This is a genomic window from Sphaerochaeta sp. S2 (assembly GCF_016406725.1).
Taxonomy (GTDB): domain Bacteria; phylum Spirochaetota; class Spirochaetia; order Sphaerochaetales; family Sphaerochaetaceae; genus Sphaerochaeta.
On the sequence record NZ_JAEKNT010000460.1, the window covers coordinates 1 to 18,727 of the forward strand.

An 18,727-nucleotide genomic window follows, 5' to 3' on the forward strand; every position below is an offset into this window, starting at 1 on the left:
TATACGACCTGCAGGAGGTGTACTCGACATTATTGCAAAACTTGTGTCGGATACCATGACACAAACCATGGTTATCGATGATAGAGAAAGGTCTGCATACCCATGTCTTGGGCAGCCTTGATATTGGGCTCTGAATCATCAATGAACAGAATGTGTCGGGGAGGTGTTTGTACAAGATCAATGGTATGACGAAAGATTGGCTCTTCGGGCTTGTTTTCCCCCAGGATTCCAGAGATGACAAATTGGTCGAAGCATGCCTCTGCCCAGTACGCACCGTGTACCAGATGGTCATAGGTCTGTGAGGCCATATTCGATACCAGCACTGTCTTGATCCCCCTTCTACGCATATCATGTACCCACTTCACCATCCTAGGCCGCACATGTGAAAAACCCAGGATATCAATGGTAAAAAGCAATTCCAAGGTCTCTTCATCATCCCCTAGGGGACTGTGAGCATCTACCAACACCTGATGAAAGTAGGAATTTGCGTCATATTCACCTGAATCGAGCTTATCACGCTTTTCCCAGTAAGGAATTTCAAATACTGCTAGTGGCACCTGAGCAATATCTGATAGAAGACCAAGTGTATCCCTATCAATGAAGTCACTCATGACTCCTCCAAAATCGACAGCAAGCGCTTTCACCTGCATTGCAGGCAAATCCAATTGGACCAACTCATCTATGGTTCCCATCTTTATCCCCTTCTTGTAATGATTCTAATCGAATTGCATGAATATGATCTATTTCGTCTGTGGAGAATTGTCTCTCCCCCTACTGCCGATTATGTAGCGCTACCCACTATGAACAGCGAAAGAACAGTTATGGTATTATAAACTATGTCAGAGAAGGATTTATCCAGGACTCAGAAAAAGCACTCAAGGAGAAAGGGTTCGAACTCTCATCTTCAGAGTTTTCTGCCATTCAGAAACTCATAAGCCTTCGGTTTGATGAAGTCATCTCCAAATCCGAACAGCAGGGAGAGTCTTTTACCAAGTGAGCAATGATTTTCTCTTCAATCAGGATGGATCTCGACTGTTGTTTTGGTGCGGTGTAGAATCTCCGACACGGAGAGGGTTCTGGTATGACTGCAGAGGAACAGAAAGACAGGATACGGTACTTCTATGAAGTGGTGGTTTCACAAAATCAGTTGGATAGGTTGGACGATTATATAGCTGATACCTGTACGGTTCGGGTGGGAGAAACAGAGAATCTCTGTGGAATTGACGGAATGAGAGAGCATCTTCAGGCGATCAGGGTCACTTACCCCGACTACTCTATGCGCATCATCCGTCAACACTGTGACGGGGAGTATGTCATTTCTGAATTCATCATGCAGGCAAAACACGAGGGAGCATGGATCGGCATCAAACCTACGGGGAAGACGCTGACCTTTACCGGAGTTGACATCGACCGAATGGTTGATGGAAAAATCGTTGAGCACGGCGGGGCTGTCAATACGTTTGAGACGCTTTGGGAGAACCGGTTGATACAGCCGGTGTGATTGATAACGTCACACGAACAATGTACAGCTTTGATGGAAGCATCTACTACATCATCGGCATCAGAAAGGATATTCGATCTTGCATCGAGAAAGAACCCAAAGACTCAGTATCGATGACGTTCCAACCAAGATGTGCCCACAGTTTCAAGAAAACCAACAAGAATTATAGTTGCGGGAATCACAAGCCTACCATTGAGACCCCTATATGGCATCACAGCATGTTCTGACCCACTGGAAGGGGGGCAACATCATACACTTCTTTGGCCATGCCAAGTATGTGAGAATTCATATCGGATCGGGTGTGCTTGTCTATGTTCAAGATCGGCTGAATTCTTACTACAAAGGATCCTTCTTTTTTTACAGTTCTTCAGACGGATGTATCAACACATAGTGCGTACTACGTCCCTGTCCTTTCTGTTCCAGAAGATTCTTTTGTACCAAATCCTTGATATCTCGTATTGCTGTATCTTGTGATACTTTACAGATCTTTGCCCATTTTGATGATGTCAAATTACCCTTGAAATCATCCAAGAGCAGTGAAAGCATCTTTCTTTGGGTCTCTGTTATCGTGTATTTGGCTGCCTCTTGCCAGAATCTTGCCTTGATCAGTACACTATCTACAGTACTCGTTGATGCCTTTATTGCATGTGACAGGCAATCGAGGAACCAAAGGAGCCACCCTGTAATATCAAGTGTGCCCTTCTGTGTTTTCTCAAGGATTGCATAATAGCTCTCTTTCTCCCTCTGGATTTGTGCTGACATACTGTAGAAACGTTTTCCTGTACCATCAGATCTGGAAAGCATCATATCAGTGATGGCTCTTGCAAGTCTTCCATTCCCATCATCAAATGGATGGAGTGTAATAAACCAAAGGTGTGCAATTGCAGCTTGTACTATGGGGTGTTGCTTTGACGGAGTATTGATCCACGACAAGAACTGTGAAAGCTCATAGGGGAGTCGTTCAGCCTCGGGAGCTTGGAAGTGCACAATTTCCATTGGCCCATTACTTCTCGAGACAACTTGCATACGTCCTTCTTCATCACTTCTGAGCTGGCCAACACGTATCCTTCTCATTCCACTGAATCCTGTAGGGAAAAGGGAGGCATGCCAGCCAAAGAGTCTTTCCAGCGTGAGCGGGGTGTTGTAGTTCTCTATGGCATCAAACATCATGGATACTATACCGTCGATATGATGGTCGGAAATTTCTGATTGAGCGTACGGTATGTTCAGATGCCTGGCTACCGAAGAGCGGACTTGTCCATAATTGAGGTGTTCACCTTCAATGGCACTGGAGCTGATAATGTTCTCTGAAACTACATGCCAATTCGATTCTCTCTGCAGTTCAAATCCAAGGCTTTTCATACGACCCAGGACTTCTCCCTGTAAAAAGGTAGTGTTTGCGAGCGGTTCAAGCAGGGTTTCTTGATCCCAGGTAAAATGTGGCCATGTAGGGTTTTCATAGATATACATATATAATCTCCGCAATATTTGCGTAGATTGTACTACCTAATCTACGCAAATGCAATGCATGGAACTCCATATCAAGGTTGACTTCGCTGAAGGGGCGACGTTCGCTTACCTTGGTGTTGAAGGAGTGTGCAAGGTCCATGATACCCGGGAGAAACCTGAAGTTATCTCAATTTCTTCCAGTATCGTTGCTACATCACGTCGAGGTTCCCTAGGCCTTTAGCTGCAGCAAGAGGCTTCAAGAACATGAGTAACTTCATGAATATGATCTATTTCGTCTGTGAAGAATTGTCTCTCCCCCTACTGCCGATTATATAGAGTGCTGGTGAGATAAAAGGTCAATCGCAGCATAACTGGTTACAGAATATCCCCTGAAAAAGAACTCCATCACGACTATGAACAAAAAACAACAGGTTCTATTGCAAGCAGTTGCAATTTCATTTTCCCTACCAACGCCTCCCCTCGTGACAAATAAATGCATTTTCGCTATGATAAGGCATATTCAATTGGACAAAGGCGTCCATCAGAGGTACCTCTCATACGTGAGGTGTCTGTGATGGGCGCCTTTTTTCGTATCCAAGGAGACGCCCTATGAACGGCTACCATCAAAAAACACCTTTGGAGGGAGAGGTCCGCATTCCCAGTGGATGTGCCATCAGTGGCATCATATCACGGAGCGGAAAACGATTTTCTGGACGAGAAGCCATATCCTCCATCGCTGTCATGCACGACCGCTCGAATGGACTGGGAGGAGGGTTTGCCGGCTATGGCATCTACCCTGAATATGCTGACTTCTATGCGCTGCATGTCTTCTACTACTCAAGTGAGGCAAAACGAAGCTGTGAGGAATTCCTTGAAGAACACTTCGATCTCATCAACCTCTCCAAGATCCCTACCACCAAGCAGCACGCAATCACTGACGAGCCGCTTATCTGGCGCTACTTCGTCACCCCGCTACCTACCAAACTGGCCTCCAGTCAGTTGGATGAAAAAGAGTATACCTCACGGTGTGTGATCAAGGTGAACAAGGAGATTGACGGAGCCTATGTCTTTTCATCAGGAAAGAACATGGGTGTCTTCAAGGCAGTGGGCTACCCTGAAGATGTTGGGGAGTTTTATCGCCTTGATGACTACGAAGGGTACAGTTGGACGGTCCATGGTCGCTACCCGACCAATACTCCCGGATGGTGGGGAGGAGCACACCCTTTCAGCCTGCTCGACTACAGTGTGGTACACAATGGGGAAATATCGAGCTATGACGCGAACAGACGCTTCATTGAGATGTTCGGCTACGCCTGCACACTGATGACCGACACCGAGGTCATCACCTATATGATCGACTACCTCCACAGAAAACAAGGCTTGAGTTTTGAAGAGGTAGCCCATGTTATTGCTGCTCCTTTCTGGTCGACCATTGAAGGAAAATCCCAGGAAGAGAGAGAGGTATTCACCTATTTGAGAAACACCTTTGCAAGCATGCTTATCACCGGTCCATTCTCCATTATCCTTGGCTTCAGCGGAGGGTTGATGGCACTCAACGACCGACTCAAACTCAGGAGCCTTGTGGCTGCAGAGAAAGACGACCGTGTCTACCTGGCAAGTGAGGAAGCAGCTATCAGGGTTATCTGCCCTGAACCCGACCGGCTTTGGTACCCAAGCGGAGGAAAGCCGGTCATCGTCACCCTGGATAGTCAGCAAGGAGGGCAAGATGAGCATCAACTACCTGTATCCGGACTTTGAAGTAGTAAGAAACCAAGATAGATGCATCACCTGCAGGGTATGCGAAAGGCAATGTGCAAATGAGGTCCACTCTTTTGATGAAGCAACAGGTCGCATGAAAGCTGATGAGAGCAAGTGCGTCAACTGCCATCGCTGTGTATCCCTCTGCCCAACCCATGCACTGAAAATCGTCAAGACTGACCACATCTTCAAGGAGAATGCAAACTGGAAGGGAGAGGTAATACAAGATATCTATCGCCAGGCAGAGAGCGGCGGAGTACTGCTAGCTTCGATGGGAACTCCCAAGGATTATCCCGTGTACTGGGACAAGATACTGGTCAACGCAAGTCAGGTAACCAACCCCTCCATCGACCCTCTGAGAGAGCCAATGGAGACCAGGACCTACCTCGGGCAGAAAGCATCGGCAATAACCAGGGATGAGAAGGGAAGGATCATCACCAAGACCGCACCCCAGTTGAAACTGGAAATCCCGGTCATGTTCAGTGCCATGTCCTATGGTTCCATCTCCTATAATGCCCATAAGTCCCTTGCACTTGCAGCACAAGAACTCGGAATCTACTACAACACCGGGGAAGGTGGCCTCCATGAGGACTTCTACCAGTATGGGAAGAACACCATCGTTCAGGTAGCCAGCGGAAGATTCGGGGTACATCCGGGGTATTTGAATGCCGGTGCGGCAATAGAGATCAAGATGGGACAGGGGGCAAAACCCGGCATCGGGGGACACCTGCCCGGCTCAAAGATTGGTGAGGATATCTCAAAGACCCGCATGATCCCACTCCATAGTGATGCAATCAGCCCGGCACCACACCATGACATCTACTCCATCGAAGACCTCCGCCAGCTGGTCTTTGCCCTCAAGGAGGCAACAGCCTATACCAAGCCGGTCATCGTAAAAGTGGCAGCCGTGCACAACATCAGTGCAATCGCCAGCGGTATTGCACGCAGTGGAGCAGACATCATCGCAATCGATGGATTCAGAGGAGGAACGGGAGCAGCCCCTGCAAGGACAAGGGACAACGTGGGCATACCCATCGAATTGGCCTTGGCCAGTGTTGATGAGCGGCTGCGCCAGGAAGGAATACGTGGCAATGTCAGTCTGGTGGTAGGAGGATCGATCCGAAGCAGCAGTGATGTCCTGAAAGCCATAGCACTCGGTGCTGATGCGGTCTATGTAGCCACCAGTGCCCTCATTGCCCTTGGTTGCCACCTCTGCCGGACCTGTCATAGCGGAAAATGCAACTGGGGAATTGCCACCCAGAACCCAGAGCTGGTCAAACGACTCAATCCAGAGATTGGAAGTGAACGATTGGTAAATCTAATCACAGCCTGGAACCACGAACTCAAGGAGATGATGGGAGGGATGGGGATCAACTCCATCGAGGCGCTCAGAGGAAACCGGTTGATGCTCAGAGGCATTGGCCTGAACGAAACAGAGCTGCAAATCCTCGGCATCAAGCATGCCGGCGCATAGGAGGGATCGATGAAGAGAATCTATGTCAATGAACAGTGGTGTTTAGCCTGCCATCTTTGCGAGTACTACTGTGCGTACGCCAACAGCGGGCTCCTTGATATGGTCCAGGCATTGAAGGACAAACCTTTACATCCAAGGATACAGGTAGAACAGAAAGGAACCGTCAGTTTTGCCGTTAACTGTCGTCACTGCAGCGAACCACTCTGCCTCAAGAGCTGCATTGCGGGAGCTATCAGCCAAAAGGATGGTCTGATCGTCATCGACCAGGATAAGTGTGTCGGTTGCTACAGTTGCATCATGGCATGTCCCTATGGTGCCTTGATGCCAAGTGAAAGTGGAGTGATGCAAAAGTGTGAACTCTGTGCCACAAACAGCCATGGTCTCCCTGTTTGTGTACAAGGATGCCCGAACCAGGCCATCGTTTATGAGGAGCGTTAGCATGCAATATGTAATTATCGGGAATTCCATCACCAGTGTAGGCTGCATTGAGTCCATCAGGAAATATGACTCACAAGGGTCCATTACAGTCATCGGGGAAGAGAACCATCCCATCTATGCACGACCCCTCATCTCCTACCTACTCCAGGGAAAGACTGACGAGCAGAAGATGACCTACCGAGATGCAGGCTTCTATGAAAAACATAGTGTCCGTCTCCTTATAGGAAGAAAAGTGGAGAAGATTGATGCAGATTCTCAACTACTCACCTTGGACGACGGCTCTATTATGCAGTATGACAAGCTGCTGATCGCAACAGGCTCTCTTCCCTTCATTCCTCCAATGAAAAATCTTGAAGAGGTTGAGAAAAAACACACCTTCCTCTCCTTGTCTGATGCCAAGGAGCTTGAAGCAGAACTGCATCCCACGAGCAGTGTGCTTATCATCGGGGCCGGTTTGATCGGACTGAAGTGTGCCGAAGGAATTCTTGAGCGCGTACAATCAGTAACGGTGGTCGATTTGGCAGGGAGGATTCTTTCCAGTATTCTTGATGAGGAAGGATCGCTTCGGGTGCAAGCACATCTTCAGCAAGCAGGAATTCGTTTCCATCTTGAAGACAGTGTACGAGAATTTTGCGGCCAGGAGGCACTCCTGAGTAGTGGCAAGGTTGTGGGTTTCGATATCCTGGTCATGGCAGTTGGAGTCAAGCCAAATATACAATTGGCGAAGGATGCAGGACTGGCAGTAAACAAGGGAATTCTTATTGACCATACTTGCCGAACCAGTGATGCACATATTTGGGCCGGAGGGGACTGTAGTGAAGGATGGGAACTCCTAAGTGGAGAGAGGCGAAACCTTGCCTTGCTGCCGAATGCATACATGCAGGGCGAGAGTGCTGGGTACTCCATGACTGGAAATGAGCAACGCTTTGAAAATGCCATTGCCATGAATGCGATAGGTTTCTTTGGCTTGCATATCATCACAGCCGGGATGTATGAGGGTGAGGATCTCCTCTTTACCACAGAGAGCGGATATAAGCGGCTCTTCATCAAGGACAATCACCTGGTTGGATGCATCCTGATAGGGGACCAGGTCTCACGCGGGGGCATCTACACTGATCTGATCAGAAGCAGAACAGACCTCAGAACACTCGATTTTGCCATGATCAGCGAACAACCAGCCTTGATGGCTTTTGCACAGAAGGTGAGAAGTGAACAGTTAGGGAGGGCACAATGAAGCAGATAGACGTAGGGATGATGGAGTACCGGCATCTCAATGAACAAATACGCGAGAGCAAGGCAAAGCAGTTCACACTCTCCTCTGTGACCGGTCAGCGCTACATCGGCTGTGCCCAGAAGGATAAGATCATCACCATCAACGGTACAGCAGGCAATGGTCTTGGTTCCTATCTCGATGGTGCTACACTTATCGTGAATGGCAATGCACAGGATGCAACAGGCGATACCATGAATGAGGGAGCCATTATAATACATGGCTCCTCAGGCGATGGGACAGGGTATGCAATGCGCGGGGGAAAACTCTATATCCGTGACAGTGCAGGGTACCGCTGTGGCATCCACATGAAGGCGTTTGAGGAGAAGCAACCACTACTGATCATAGGAGAGCGGGCAGGCAGCTTTCTTGGTGAATATCAGGCAGGGGGAACCATCATTGTTCTGGGAAGGAACCAAGAGGGTAAAGCTCCAGTAGGTTATTTCTGTGGGACGGGGATGCATGGTGGCGCAATCTATTTACGCTGTGATACACTTCCTCAGGGGTTGCCACCACAGGTTGCAGTACGCGATGCCGATGAAGAAGATAAAGCACTTCTTTCCAATCTTCTGGATGAGTACTGTACCCTATTCGAGTTTGACAAAAAACAGTTGCTTGCATCCCATTTTTTTGTACTGAGTGCAAACAGCACCACACCCTATCGGATGATGTATACCCATGTATGACAGAGGGAGGAGAAGGATGATGAGTAATACCCACCAAGAGGTGATGCAGTTCATCAAGGAACAGGATGTTCGGTTCGCCCGACTGGTATTCTGCGATATTTTCGGACAGATCAAGAATATTTCCATTTCGGCAAGTGAGCTGGAGCGGGCTTTTTCCAGTGGCATCAGTTTTGACGCATCCTCGGTGAAAGGATTCCTTGAAGTTGAAGAGAGCGACCTATTGCTCTTTCCCGACCCTGCTACCCTCTCCATTCTCCCTTGGCGTCCAGCCCAGGGCCGTGTGGTGCGGTTCTTCTGCTCGATCAAAAAACCCGATGGAACCCTCTTCGAGGGAGACACACGCTCCCTCTTGCAAGAGACAGTGAGAAAAGCCTCTTTGCAGGGCTACTCCTTTGGCGTGGGACCTGAGTGTGAGTTCTATCTTTTCAAGACCGATGAAAACGGCAGGCCGACCTACCAACCCTTGGACGAAGGGACCTACCTTGATGTTGCTCCCTTGGACAAGGGGGAGAATGTGCGAAGGGAGATCTGCCTGACCCTTGAGCAGATGGGCTTCTACACCGAACGCAGTCATCATGAGTCAGGACCAGGTCAGAATGAGATTGATTTCAAGTACGGAACCCCTGTTGAGGCGGCAGACGACTTCATCACGTTCAAATCAGTCGTAAAGACCATCTCAGACCGTAGTGGCTTGTTCGCTTCATTCCTCCCCAAACCATTGCAGGGAGAGAGTGGAAGCGGACTGCATTTCAACCTGTCCATCAAGGCAGAGGGAGAGCAGTACAGCAAGCTTGAGACGGCGATGAGCGCTGGAATCCTGAACAGGATCCAGGAGATCTCCCTCTTTCTCAATCCACTTGCAAACTCCTTTGAGCGCCTCGGTTCTTTCGAAGCTCCCAAGTATGTGGGATGGGGCCGGGCAAACCGTTCCCTGCTTATCCGTATTCCCTACACCAGTGGGGAATACCGCAGGATTGAGGTACGTTCAGCTGACCCTGCCTGTAACCCGTACCTTGCCATCACCTTGTTGCTGAGTGCTGCCTTGGAAGGAATTAGGGGGAATCTTGCCCTCGAGGAAGAGTACCAGGGGTCAGCGTACCAGAAGCAGACAGGTCGTATGCTCCCCTCCTCCTTGGCTGAAGCCATGGAGCTGGCGAAGCATAGCGATTTTGTACGATCAATAATCCCCGATCGTCTGCTCACCTGCTTTCTTGATGCAAAAGGAGCGGAGTGGAGGTCCTATGAGACGGCTGTAGACCCGTTTGAAGCGAGTCGAAAAGCTTATTTCCTGACGACGTAAAAGGAGTGTCCATGCTTCGAGCGCTGGTTGTATCATCAACACAGAAAGGATGTGACTCATTGTGTTCGCTTATGCGAGAGCATGACCGTTCCATTGAGCTCCTTCACTGTCTGAGCGCAGGAGAGGCACGGCGGCTAGTACTCGACCAGGAACTCGACTTGGTGGTCATCAATGCTCCTCTGCTGGATGAATCAGGAGAGGAACTGGCCGTCATGGTAGTACAACAGAGTCTGGCAGGATCCATCCTTGTAGTACGGAACCAGTACTTTGAACAGTCGGAAGCACTCTTCTCCGAGCAAGGGGTGCTTGTGGTCAGCAAGCCGGTGATCCGCCAGATGTTCTTCCAAGCCCTCAGCCTCGCACGATCAATGCGTCGTCGGCTGACAGCAATGCATACAGAGAATGAGAAACTCCACAAGAAGATTGAAGAGATCAAGATCATCGACAAGGCGAAATGGGTCTTGATCGAAAACCTTGGCATGGATGAGCAACAAGCACACCGTTACATGGAAAAGCAGGCGATGGATCTGCGCAAAAGTCGGTATGCCGTTGCTCTCTCCCTACTGAAGACCTACCAGATGTGAAACAAGAGACAAGGAGAATGATATATATGGCCAAACACATTTTTGTGACGGGCGGGGTCGTTTCGGGCCTCGGTAAAGGTATTACTGCAGCATCACTGGGAAGACTCTTGAAAGCAAGAGGACTGAAGATTGCAGCCCAGAAGCTCGACCCCTACATGAACGTGGACCCTGGAACAATGAGTCCTTACCAACATGGGGAGGTCTTCGTGACCGAGGATGGCTCAGAGACCGACCTCGACCTTGGACACTACGAGAGATTCATTGATGAGGACCTGAACAAGTACAGCAACCTAACCAGCGGTAGGGTGTACTGGAACGTACTGAGCAAGGAACGCAGTGGGGCCTACTTGGGATCCACCGTCCAGATCATACCCCATGTAACCACGGAGATAAAAGAGGCAATCTACGCACTGGACCGAAAGACCGATGCCGAGGTAATCATTACCGAAATCGGGGGAACCACTGGTGATATCGAGAGCCAACCCTTCCTGGAGGCCATCAGACAGATAGGGCATGAGGTAGGACAAGACAACTGTATTTTCATCCACGTAACCCTGGTTCCCTACCTGAAAAGCAGCGCAGAACATAAGAGCAAACCAACCCAGCACTCGGTGAAAGAGTTGATGGCAAGTGGTATCTTCCCCGATATCATTGTGACACGTAGTGATGAACCACTGGAGGAGAGCATCAAGGACAAGATTGCTCTTTTCTGCAATGTAAAGCGCGATTGTGTCATCGAGAACAAAACGGTACCGGTACTCTATGAGGCTCCGATGATGCTGAGAGCCGAAAAACTCGATGAGATTGTCTGCAGGGAGCTGAAGCTGGAAACCAGGGAGCCAGACCTCTCTGAATGGAAGACAATGCTGAAGCGTATCGAAGGTGCAAAGAAACATGTCCGTATCGCCTTGGTTGGAAAATATATCCAACTACATGATGCCTATCTCAGTGTGATGGAAGCGCTCAAGCATGGTGGGTGGGAACATGGAGCCGAGGTTCAGATAGACTGGGTGGACAGTGAGGAGGTGACCAAGGATACGGTAGAGAAACTCCTGTGTGAAGCGGATGGAATCCTCGTTCCTGGAGGCTTCGGAGACCGGGGCATTGAAGGAAAAATACTTGCAGCCCGGTATGCCAGGGAACAAAGAATCCCCTACCTTGGAATCTGTCTCGGGATGCAAATCGCCGTCATAGAATTTGCCCGCCATGTGGTAGGGTTCATTGACGCACACTCATCTGAATTTGCACCCGATTCCAAGCATCCGGTTATCGCCCTGATGCCAGACCAGCGGGGTAACATCCCCAAGGGAGGTACCATGCGCCTCGGTACCTACCCCTGTATGGTGAAACCGAATACACTCATGAGCAAGGTATACAAGGAATCTGAGAGTATCGGAGAGCGCCACCGGCATCGCTATGAGTTCAACAATGAGTTCAGGGAAATCCTTCAGGAAAAAGGCCTTATTATCAGTGGCACCAGTCCTGACGAAACCTTGGTTGAGGCTGTGGAGCTCTCATCCCATCCGTTCTTCATCGGAGTGCAATACCACCCCGAGTTCAAGAGCAGACCAAACCGTCCACACCCGCTTTTCAGTGGCTTCATTGCCGCATCCCTCGGACAGCAGAGTTGACAGTTTGCCTTCTCTGCGATAATTTTGTGTATGCGTTCAGGGGCCATAGCTCATCTGGTAGAGCGACTGGTTCGCAATCAGTAGGTAGAGGGTTCGAGTCCCTTTGGCTCCAGCATACAGACCCGTCTCTTAAGAGGCGGGTTTGTTGTATCTTCCCGGAGCAAAAACCGTTCTCCCTCACCATTTCACGATTGCCTTTTTGAATATACAATGGTAAAATGCAACTACTTGCAACACAGGATGGAATGAGAGACCCAATACATCCCCCACCATCTTGAAAGCAAGCTTGGTTAGGATTTCGTTTACAGAGAAAGGAGTGTCGCGATGAAAAAACTACTGATGACATTGGTAGTCCTTCTTGCATTGGGTCTCCTGTTTGCAGCAGGTGGTGCAGAAACCAAGGCTGAGACAGAAGAAATCACATTGGAGTGGTGGACATGGGATCCTGAGCTGCTTGAACAGAACGAGCAGATCATCAGCTCCTTCGAGGCGGCCAACCCTGGGGTTACAATCAATAACACCATAGTGGGAACCAAGGAGTATTGGACCAAGATCCGTATTCAGGCCAACCAGAACAAACTTCCTGATGTCTTCACGATGAGCTCTGGGTACATTGAGGAGTGGGCGAAGGCAGGTCTTTTGTACAATCTTGATTCCTTTATCAAGAATGACGATACCTTCACAAACTTCTATCAGTCCATTTTCGATACCAGTAAAGAGATCAGCAACACAGAGAGTTACTACTCCATTCCCTTTGCATTGGTCACCACGGTGCTCTATTACAATAAGGATGCATTCGACGCAGCCGGGGTTGCCTACCCGAGTGATGACTGGACCTGGGATGACTTCAAGAAAGCAGCCAAGCAGCTCACCATCGACAAGAACGGGGACGGAAAAACCGACCAGTGGGGACACTGGTTCTATGGCCGCTATGCGCACATAGAGCCTTGGGTCTATGCAAACAATGGAAAACTCATTGATAAGAACTCCATGCAGTTCAATCCTGACAAGAATGCCATGGATGCCATCAAGATGCTGACTGACCTTGTTCTCGTTGACAAGGTTGCCCCACCCCAGAAGGACATGACCAGCTTCCAACAGCAGGATGTATTCAGCCAGGGAGTGGCAGCAATGTGGGTCGATGGCTCCTGGTTCGTCGATACACTCCGAAAGAATGTAGGCGATGACATGCGATGGGGCATTGCACGGGTTCCCAGTGGACCTGCAGGACCAAGCAATCTTACCTATGGATGGCCAGACAGCTATGCCCTGGCACCAAACACCAAACATCCTGAAATGGCTTGGAAGTTTGCCAAGTACGTTGCAGGAGAGGGAATCAACCTGGATGTATACATGGCAGGAAAGATTCCCTCTGCAAAGAAACTTGCAGAAGATCCCCTGTTTGCCGATCCCAGCAAACAGCCAGGAGAAGAGATGAACCTCCTCAGAGAACATGCGAGCGGCCCAATGACCACCAGCTACACCATGGGGTGGAGTGAATGGAGAGGATATGGTGGCTCTGAGTCTCTTGGGCTCAACGGTACCATTGATGCAATCATCAACAGCCATATGAGCTTTGACGAGGCTTTCAAGAAGGGAACAGAGAACATCAACTCTGTCTTGAAGCGGTATTATAAGTAACGTACAGTGTATGTATGAGCTGGTTGTCTGGAATACCGGACAACCAGTCTCACTAGTGAGGAAGAGTACATGACCCACCCCCCATACCGATGGCACAGCAAGCTCACTCCCTGGGTGTTCATCATCCCCACCGTAATCGGCATTCTGGTATTCCGTCTTATCCCTATCGTCTCTTCCCTCTACCTCAGCTTTACCGATTGGAATCTCTTGAGCTCCCCTGCATTCATCAAGCTTGGGAATTATCAAGAGTTACTCTCCAGTGAGGAGTTCATCGGAATTGTGGTGAATACCTTGCAGTTCTCCTTGATCTACGTTGTTGGATCCATTGTCTGTGGACTTGCCCTTGCCGTCCTTATCAATGTACGGATCAAGGGAATTTCCTTCTTCCGCTCAGCCATCTATCTCCCCGTGGTAACCTCTGCTGTAGCAGTGGGGATCATCTGGAACTGGATGCTCGGCCCCACCTATGGGTTGGTGAACAACCTCATTGAAGCAATAGGGCTGACCCCACCCTACTGGCTTGGGGATACCAAGCTTGCCCTGAATACCGTTGCCTCAGTGCAGGTCTGGAAGATGAGCGGCTACTATATGATCATCTTCCTCGCCGGTTTGCAGGGTATCAACAGAGATACGCTTGAATCAGCAAGAGTTGATGGGGCCAATGCATTCCAGAGTTTCTTCAGGATTACCCTCCCCATGCTGATGCCAACCCTGTTTTTCGTACTCACCATCACCATCATTGACTCGTTCAAGAACTTCGAGCTGATTTATGCCATGACCAAGGGAGGTCCACAGAACGCGAGCAACACCCTGGTTTATGATGTCTACCTCAATGCTTTCGTCTACTACCGGGTAGGCTATGCCTCAGCGATTGCCTACATCCTTCTGATATTCGTAGGACTGATGACCCTTTTCAACTTCTACATCAAGAAGCATCTTGTCCAGAACTTGGATTGAGGAGAATGACGATGAAACAAAAAAACGCAGACCGATATCGTCTCCTCCTGATCGCCGTTGTTGCGATTCTCTATATCTTCCCCTTCCTCTGGATGGTCTCCAACTCATTCATGTCGGAGAAGAACATCTTCTCCGTACCCCCGAAATTCATCCCCGACCTTCTCTTCACCGACCAGGTGCTCGATAATTACAAGGAAGTCTTCACCCAGTACAACTTCGGCAGATACACCATCAACAGTCTCTGGGTGTATGCATTGGCAGCATTTGGACAGATACTGGTCTGTTCACTTGCAGGATTCGCGCTATCAACCATGCACTTCAAGGGAAAGAATCTCATTTTCTCCCTCCTGATCTTTACGCTCATGATCCCCGTTCAGGTAACCATTATCCCCGAGTATTATCTCTTTCTCAAACTCAACTGGATGGACACCTATCTCCCCTTGATCGTACCCTCTTTCCTTGCTGGAGCCTTTGGGACCTTTATGCTCAAGGAGTTCTTTGCCCAAGTGCCCCGCCCGCTTTTTGATGCAGGGATCATAGATGGGGTGAATGCCTACCAGATGTTTGCACGCATCTACCTACCCCAAGCCTCCAGTCCTATCGCCACCCTCTTCATCATCGCATTCATGAACAACTGGAACGATTTGCTACGCCCCATGCTCTATATCTCGAGTAGGAAACTCTATACTGTGACCATTGCCCTCTCCCAGTTCCAGAACCAGTATGGTGTCAAATGGAACCTACTTCTAGCTGGAAGTGTACTCTCCGTTCTTCCCCTGCTCATCATCTTCGCATTCAGCCAACGGTACATCATCGAGAGCACCATGAACACAGGCATCAAGGGGTAGCATGAGAAACACCATCATTACTGAGACCCATCAAAACAAGGAAATACAACGTTTCCAGGTCGTGGAAGAGTTTGCATGGAAAAACTTGCAGTTCGTCTCTCCTGGTTTCGATGCAGGATCAATCAGGGAGATCGCAAGGCTTTACCGGCTCAACATCGTGGAGAAAGACCCCTCCGCCTATGGCAGACTGGTCTTCTTCCATGTACCTGAGAATATCGATCTTCCTTTTTCTCCTCATATTGAAGATACGTGGTTTTTCTCCAGGAACATCACCGCCAAAGTGCAGCTCCAGAAGCTTGCAGATGAGGGTAGTCTCTACAAGGATGGAGCATGGATAAGCAAGGATACTTCTGTCAGGCTGTTCCTTAACCAGCTGGAGAGAGAGCATCACCTTGAGATGGTTTCGGGTAAAAAGGATGAGATTACCTTCATCCCCATTGATGGGAAGGTAGGATTTCCCTCTTCCCTTGACTCTCCCCTCGTCGTAAACTCCCATTTTTTCCTGATGGATCCCACAGACCTCGACTCCCCCTTCTGTGAACTTGGTACCCCCCACGGCCTAGCGCTCAAGGATGGAGTGGTACTCAATCCACCACTGAACCATCGGCCTTGCCTCTTGGTGGATAGAGCAGGGATCAGCCACACGACACAGGTTGAACTGACTGATTTGGTGGTGGAAATCGACTCTGTGCAGTACCGACATGAAAGAAATGCAATCTTTTACTTCCGCCCCGAAACCTGTATCACACCAAGTAGTGGTGGTACCGATATTGTCATTACCGGTAATACGGTTGTAGCGGTAAAGCAGGGAGGAAATACGAGAGTGCCAATGGCTGGTTTTGTCCTCAGCTTGCGTGAAGATATCGCAGTTCATGAGCCCTCTGTCCGGTATCTTGGATTAGAGGCATACCAGTTCGGCATACAAGTAGGACCACCTATGATGAGGGAATCGAGTATGGTCGACTCTCTCTGCTGTCCTTTTTTTAATCCACTCGTTGCTGAGACTTCCTTTCCACCAACCGTCTATCCACTGCCGTTCTCATCAGCTCGGGCTGCTCGTATCGCCCTGGGAACAAATAGAGAGGGAGAGCCCGTACTGGTGTGGGCTGAAGGAGCAAGCAAACGAGATTATAAGAGAGGAAAGGAGAGCTCAGGGGCTTCCTTGCTTGAGTTGGCACAGTTTTGTGACCGACAACACTACCAGGAGATCATCAACCTTGATGGTGGAGGGTCGTCACAGATTATCTATGAAGGAAAAAGATACCTGAAGATTGCCGATCGATATGAGGACAACTGCGAAGCTGAACGTCCAGTCCCCCTTGCGCTGGTCTTTAGCGCTTCCTGTTCGCAGTAATCAGAACCAGCCCAGAGATAGACAACAGCACCAAACAGAGCATGATCGCCGTATTGTAGGAACCAGTGGTATCAGCAATCCAACCACCAATGCCAGGAGCAATGATACCGGCAAGTCCGTATGAGAGGAAAACCAAGGGGTAGCGCTTGGAAAATGCTGTTACCCCATAGGTCTTGGAGAGATACCCTGCATAAAGTACAAACTGTGAGCCAAACAAGAAGCCCAGGACAAGTACGCTTACCAGAAATAGCAAGCTACCCGATGCAACTCGTATCAGTACATAGAAGAGAGAAGCGAGCAGGAGTGACCAGGGAATAATACGATACCCTGTCCTGTCAAAGATATGTCCCCATATAATCCTACCGCTCAGGTTCCCAAGCGAGAACAGGACAACCGAAAGCACGGTCATCTCCTCAGCAAGACCCTTGGAAAGAGCATAGGGAGCAAGGTTGCCTACAAGCAGCAATCCAGCGAAGGTTCCACTGAACATCCCGAGGATACTGAGCACCATAGGCTTCTCAGAATGGGCTTGATGTGCTTGCATATCCCCTGACTTCTTTCCTGTGGTCGCGGGGGGGGAAGAGAGCAACAGCGCGGCAAGGAAGAGCAGCGATCCACTGACAAGACTATAGAAGAGGAAGAAACGATCCAGGGAAAGACCGGAGAGCTTACCTGCCTCAATGATGGAAGAAAGAATGATGGCCCCTCCTCCAAACCCTCCAACAGAGAGTCCGGTGATCAATCCCTTTGGCGAGGAAACCACTGCATCCCAACCGAGAGGGGAACCACATAAGCAAAGCCAATTCCAGAACCAGCGACAACTCCTACTGCAAGCAATAAGAGGGGAAAGGAACCGTGGGAACGGGAGGCTAGGAAATACCCTGCCATATAGAGGAGCGCACCAATGAGGGCAGGAAGCCTTGGCCCTTTCCTGGCCAATAAGTGTCCGGAGTACACCATGACCAAGGTAAAGACAGCAATGCTCAAACCGAATACAAACCCACTCTCCCCGTTGCTGATACCATAACTCTCTGCAAGCCATGGGGTAAGGGTACTCCAAGCATAGATTCCCCCCAATATGGTTTGCATAATCAGTCCGGCAATCAGGACAATCCAACGGTTGTGCATCGGCACTCCTTAAGAAAAAATTTTTAGGCAGTATAAAAATTTTGTCTAGATGGTGCAAGCATCATGGCCAATTTCTTACGTGGTACTGTATGCTCCCTGATGGAGATGGCGAAAGACCAGATACAGAATAAACAGAGCAGAGAGAAAGTCAGCAATGGGGAAGGCAAGATAGATTCCCTTTGCTCCGAGGTAGCTTCCAAGCAGCAAGATCAGGGGAATCAAGAGAACAAACTGCCTTCCTATCCAGAGTACGAGTGCCGGTAAGGCCTTCCCGATCGCCTGGAAAAAGGCCGTTCCTACACTTTGCATCCCCAAGAACGGCAGACTGGCCAACAGCAATCTGGCCGCCGGCACTGCCCTTTCCAGCAATTGCTCATCCTTGGTAAAGAGGCGAAGAAAGATGCCAGGAAACAGGGTAACGAGCAGCAGAAAGAAACATCCAATGAGAAAGGTAACAAGTAGGGAGGCCTTGAGTACCCGAATGACCTCTTCATTTCTCCTAGCTCCTGCATGGTAGCCTACGATTGGCTGGAATCCCTGGACAATACCTGAGATCGGCATATTGAAAAACCAATGTTCACAACTTAAGAAAACCTGAGGTTTGAGCAACCCCTCAAGTCATATTTAATTGTATTATTTGCAATAAATTAAGACTCTTTTTGCCAAATGTTATATAATAACAATATCATAATTGTATAACTGAGGGCA

The 18,727-nt window shown here is 49.2% G+C and carries 21 protein-coding genes and 1 tRNA gene; 17 read left to right on the forward strand and 5 right to left on the reverse strand.

Going from position 1 to position 18,727, the window contains the following annotated elements; all coding sequences use genetic code 11:
- Window positions 1-71: 71 nt before the first annotated feature.
- Window positions 72-692 carry an HAD-IA family hydrolase gene (locus tag JF818_RS13185; protein WP_198892447.1) on the reverse strand — a complete coding sequence of 207 codons (621 nt, stop codon included), beginning with the start codon at window positions 690-692 and terminating at the stop codon, window positions 72-74.
- A 59-nt stretch (window positions 693-751) separates the two neighbouring features.
- Between JF818_RS13185 and JF818_RS13190 the strand changes: the two genes are divergently transcribed.
- From JF818_RS13190 to JF818_RS13200, 3 genes are all read left to right on the forward strand, one after another.
- Window positions 752-997, forward strand: coding sequence for a hypothetical protein (locus JF818_RS13190; RefSeq protein WP_198892448.1), 246 nt, complete (start codon window positions 752-754; stop codon window positions 995-997).
- Window positions 998-1,081: 84 nt separating this feature from the next.
- On the forward strand, window positions 1,082-1,501 hold the full coding sequence (locus tag JF818_RS13195; protein ID WP_198892449.1) for an ester cyclase: 420 nt from the start codon (window positions 1,082-1,084) through the stop codon (window positions 1,499-1,501).
- Complete coding sequence (locus JF818_RS13200) at window positions 1,498-1,728, forward strand: hypothetical protein (RefSeq protein ID WP_198892450.1); 231 nt, start codon at window positions 1,498-1,500, stop codon at window positions 1,726-1,728. The genes JF818_RS13195 and JF818_RS13200 overlap by 4 nt, the downstream gene beginning before the upstream one ends.
- A gap of 130 nt (window positions 1,729-1,858) precedes the next feature.
- Here the strand turns inward: JF818_RS13200 and JF818_RS13205 are convergent, their stop codons facing one another.
- Window positions 1,859-2,971, reverse strand: coding sequence for a Fic family protein (locus JF818_RS13205; RefSeq protein WP_198892451.1), 1,113 nt, complete (start codon window positions 2,969-2,971; stop codon window positions 1,859-1,861).
- Window positions 2,972-3,029: 58 nt separating this feature from the next.
- On the opposite strand from JF818_RS13205, the gene JF818_RS13210 reads away from it, so the two are divergent.
- The 14 genes from JF818_RS13210 (at window position 3,030) to JF818_RS13275 (ending at window position 16,891) form a co-directional block, all read left to right on the forward strand.
- Window positions 3,030-3,191, forward strand: a complete 162-nt coding sequence (locus tag JF818_RS13210) for a hypothetical protein (RefSeq protein ID WP_198892452.1) — start codon at window positions 3,030-3,032, stop codon at window positions 3,189-3,191.
- A 368-nt stretch (window positions 3,192-3,559) separates the two neighbouring features.
- A complete protein-coding gene (locus JF818_RS13215; protein WP_198892453.1) occupies window positions 3,560-4,708 on the forward strand; it encodes a glutamine amidotransferase family protein in 1,149 nt (382 codons plus the stop codon).
- Window positions 4,677-6,182, forward strand: coding sequence for a glutamate synthase-related protein (locus JF818_RS13220; RefSeq protein ID WP_198892454.1), 1,506 nt, complete (start codon window positions 4,677-4,679; stop codon window positions 6,180-6,182). The genes JF818_RS13215 and JF818_RS13220 overlap by 32 nt, the downstream gene beginning before the upstream one ends.
- Before the next feature lie 9 nt (window positions 6,183-6,191).
- Entirely contained in the window at window positions 6,192-6,620 is a 429-nt protein-coding gene (locus JF818_RS13225) for a 4Fe-4S dicluster domain-containing protein (protein ID WP_198892455.1), read from the forward strand.
- Between the two features lies 1 nt (window position 6,621).
- Window positions 6,622-7,854, forward strand: coding sequence for an NAD(P)/FAD-dependent oxidoreductase (locus JF818_RS13230; protein ID WP_198892456.1), 1,233 nt, complete (start codon window positions 6,622-6,624; stop codon window positions 7,852-7,854).
- Window positions 7,851-8,576, forward strand: coding sequence for a glutamate synthase (locus tag JF818_RS13235; protein WP_198892457.1), 726 nt, complete (start codon window positions 7,851-7,853; stop codon window positions 8,574-8,576). Before JF818_RS13230 ends, JF818_RS13235 begins: the two co-directional genes overlap by 4 nt.
- A gap of 19 nt (window positions 8,577-8,595) precedes the next feature.
- A complete protein-coding gene (locus JF818_RS13240) occupies window positions 8,596-9,876 on the forward strand; it encodes a glutamine synthetase family protein (protein ID WP_198892458.1) in 1,281 nt (426 codons plus the stop codon).
- A gap of 11 nt (window positions 9,877-9,887) precedes the next feature.
- On the forward strand, window positions 9,888-10,460 hold the full coding sequence (locus JF818_RS13245) for an ANTAR domain-containing response regulator (RefSeq protein ID WP_198892459.1): 573 nt from the start codon (window positions 9,888-9,890) through the stop codon (window positions 10,458-10,460).
- Window positions 10,461-10,486: 26 nt separating this feature from the next.
- Window positions 10,487-12,091 carry a CTP synthase gene (locus JF818_RS13250; RefSeq protein WP_198892460.1) on the forward strand — a complete coding sequence of 535 codons (1,605 nt, stop codon included), beginning with the start codon at window positions 10,487-10,489 and terminating at the stop codon, window positions 12,089-12,091.
- A gap of 39 nt (window positions 12,092-12,130) precedes the next feature.
- Window positions 12,131-12,203 (forward strand) — tRNA-Ala (locus JF818_RS13255).
- Between the two features lie 212 nt (window positions 12,204-12,415).
- Window positions 12,416-13,732 (forward strand): sugar ABC transporter substrate-binding protein, encoded by a 1,317-nt coding sequence (locus JF818_RS13260; protein ID WP_198892461.1) that lies wholly within the window; start codon window positions 12,416-12,418, stop codon window positions 13,730-13,732.
- 69 nt (window positions 13,733-13,801) lie between these two features.
- The gene (locus JF818_RS13265) at window positions 13,802-14,689 is read left to right on the forward strand and encodes a carbohydrate ABC transporter permease (RefSeq protein ID WP_198892462.1); all 888 of its coding nucleotides are present in this window, start codon (window positions 13,802-13,804) and stop codon (window positions 14,687-14,689) included.
- 11 nt (window positions 14,690-14,700) lie between these two features.
- Complete coding sequence (locus JF818_RS13270; RefSeq protein ID WP_233067839.1) at window positions 14,701-15,537, forward strand: carbohydrate ABC transporter permease; 837 nt, start codon at window positions 14,701-14,703, stop codon at window positions 15,535-15,537.
- Between the two features lies 1 nt (window position 15,538).
- Complete coding sequence (locus tag JF818_RS13275) at window positions 15,539-16,891, forward strand: phosphodiester glycosidase family protein (RefSeq protein ID WP_198892464.1); 1,353 nt, start codon at window positions 15,539-15,541, stop codon at window positions 16,889-16,891.
- On the opposite strand, the gene JF818_RS13280 is transcribed toward JF818_RS13275, so the two are convergent.
- The 3 genes from JF818_RS13280 to JF818_RS13290 form a co-directional block, all read right to left on the reverse strand.
- Window positions 16,869-17,654, reverse strand: a complete 786-nt coding sequence (locus JF818_RS13280; RefSeq protein ID WP_198892465.1) for an MFS transporter — start codon at window positions 17,652-17,654, stop codon at window positions 16,869-16,871. The genes JF818_RS13275 and JF818_RS13280 overlap by 23 nt on opposite strands.
- Window positions 17,630-18,019, reverse strand: coding sequence for an MFS transporter (locus JF818_RS13285; RefSeq protein WP_198892466.1), 390 nt, complete (start codon window positions 18,017-18,019; stop codon window positions 17,630-17,632). Before JF818_RS13285 ends, JF818_RS13280 begins: the two co-directional genes overlap by 25 nt.
- 75 nt (window positions 18,020-18,094) lie before the next feature.
- On the reverse strand, window positions 18,095-18,580 hold the full coding sequence (locus JF818_RS13290) for an MATE family efflux transporter (RefSeq protein WP_198892467.1): 486 nt from the start codon (window positions 18,578-18,580) through the stop codon (window positions 18,095-18,097).
- Between the last annotated feature and the right edge of the window lie 147 nt (window positions 18,581-18,727).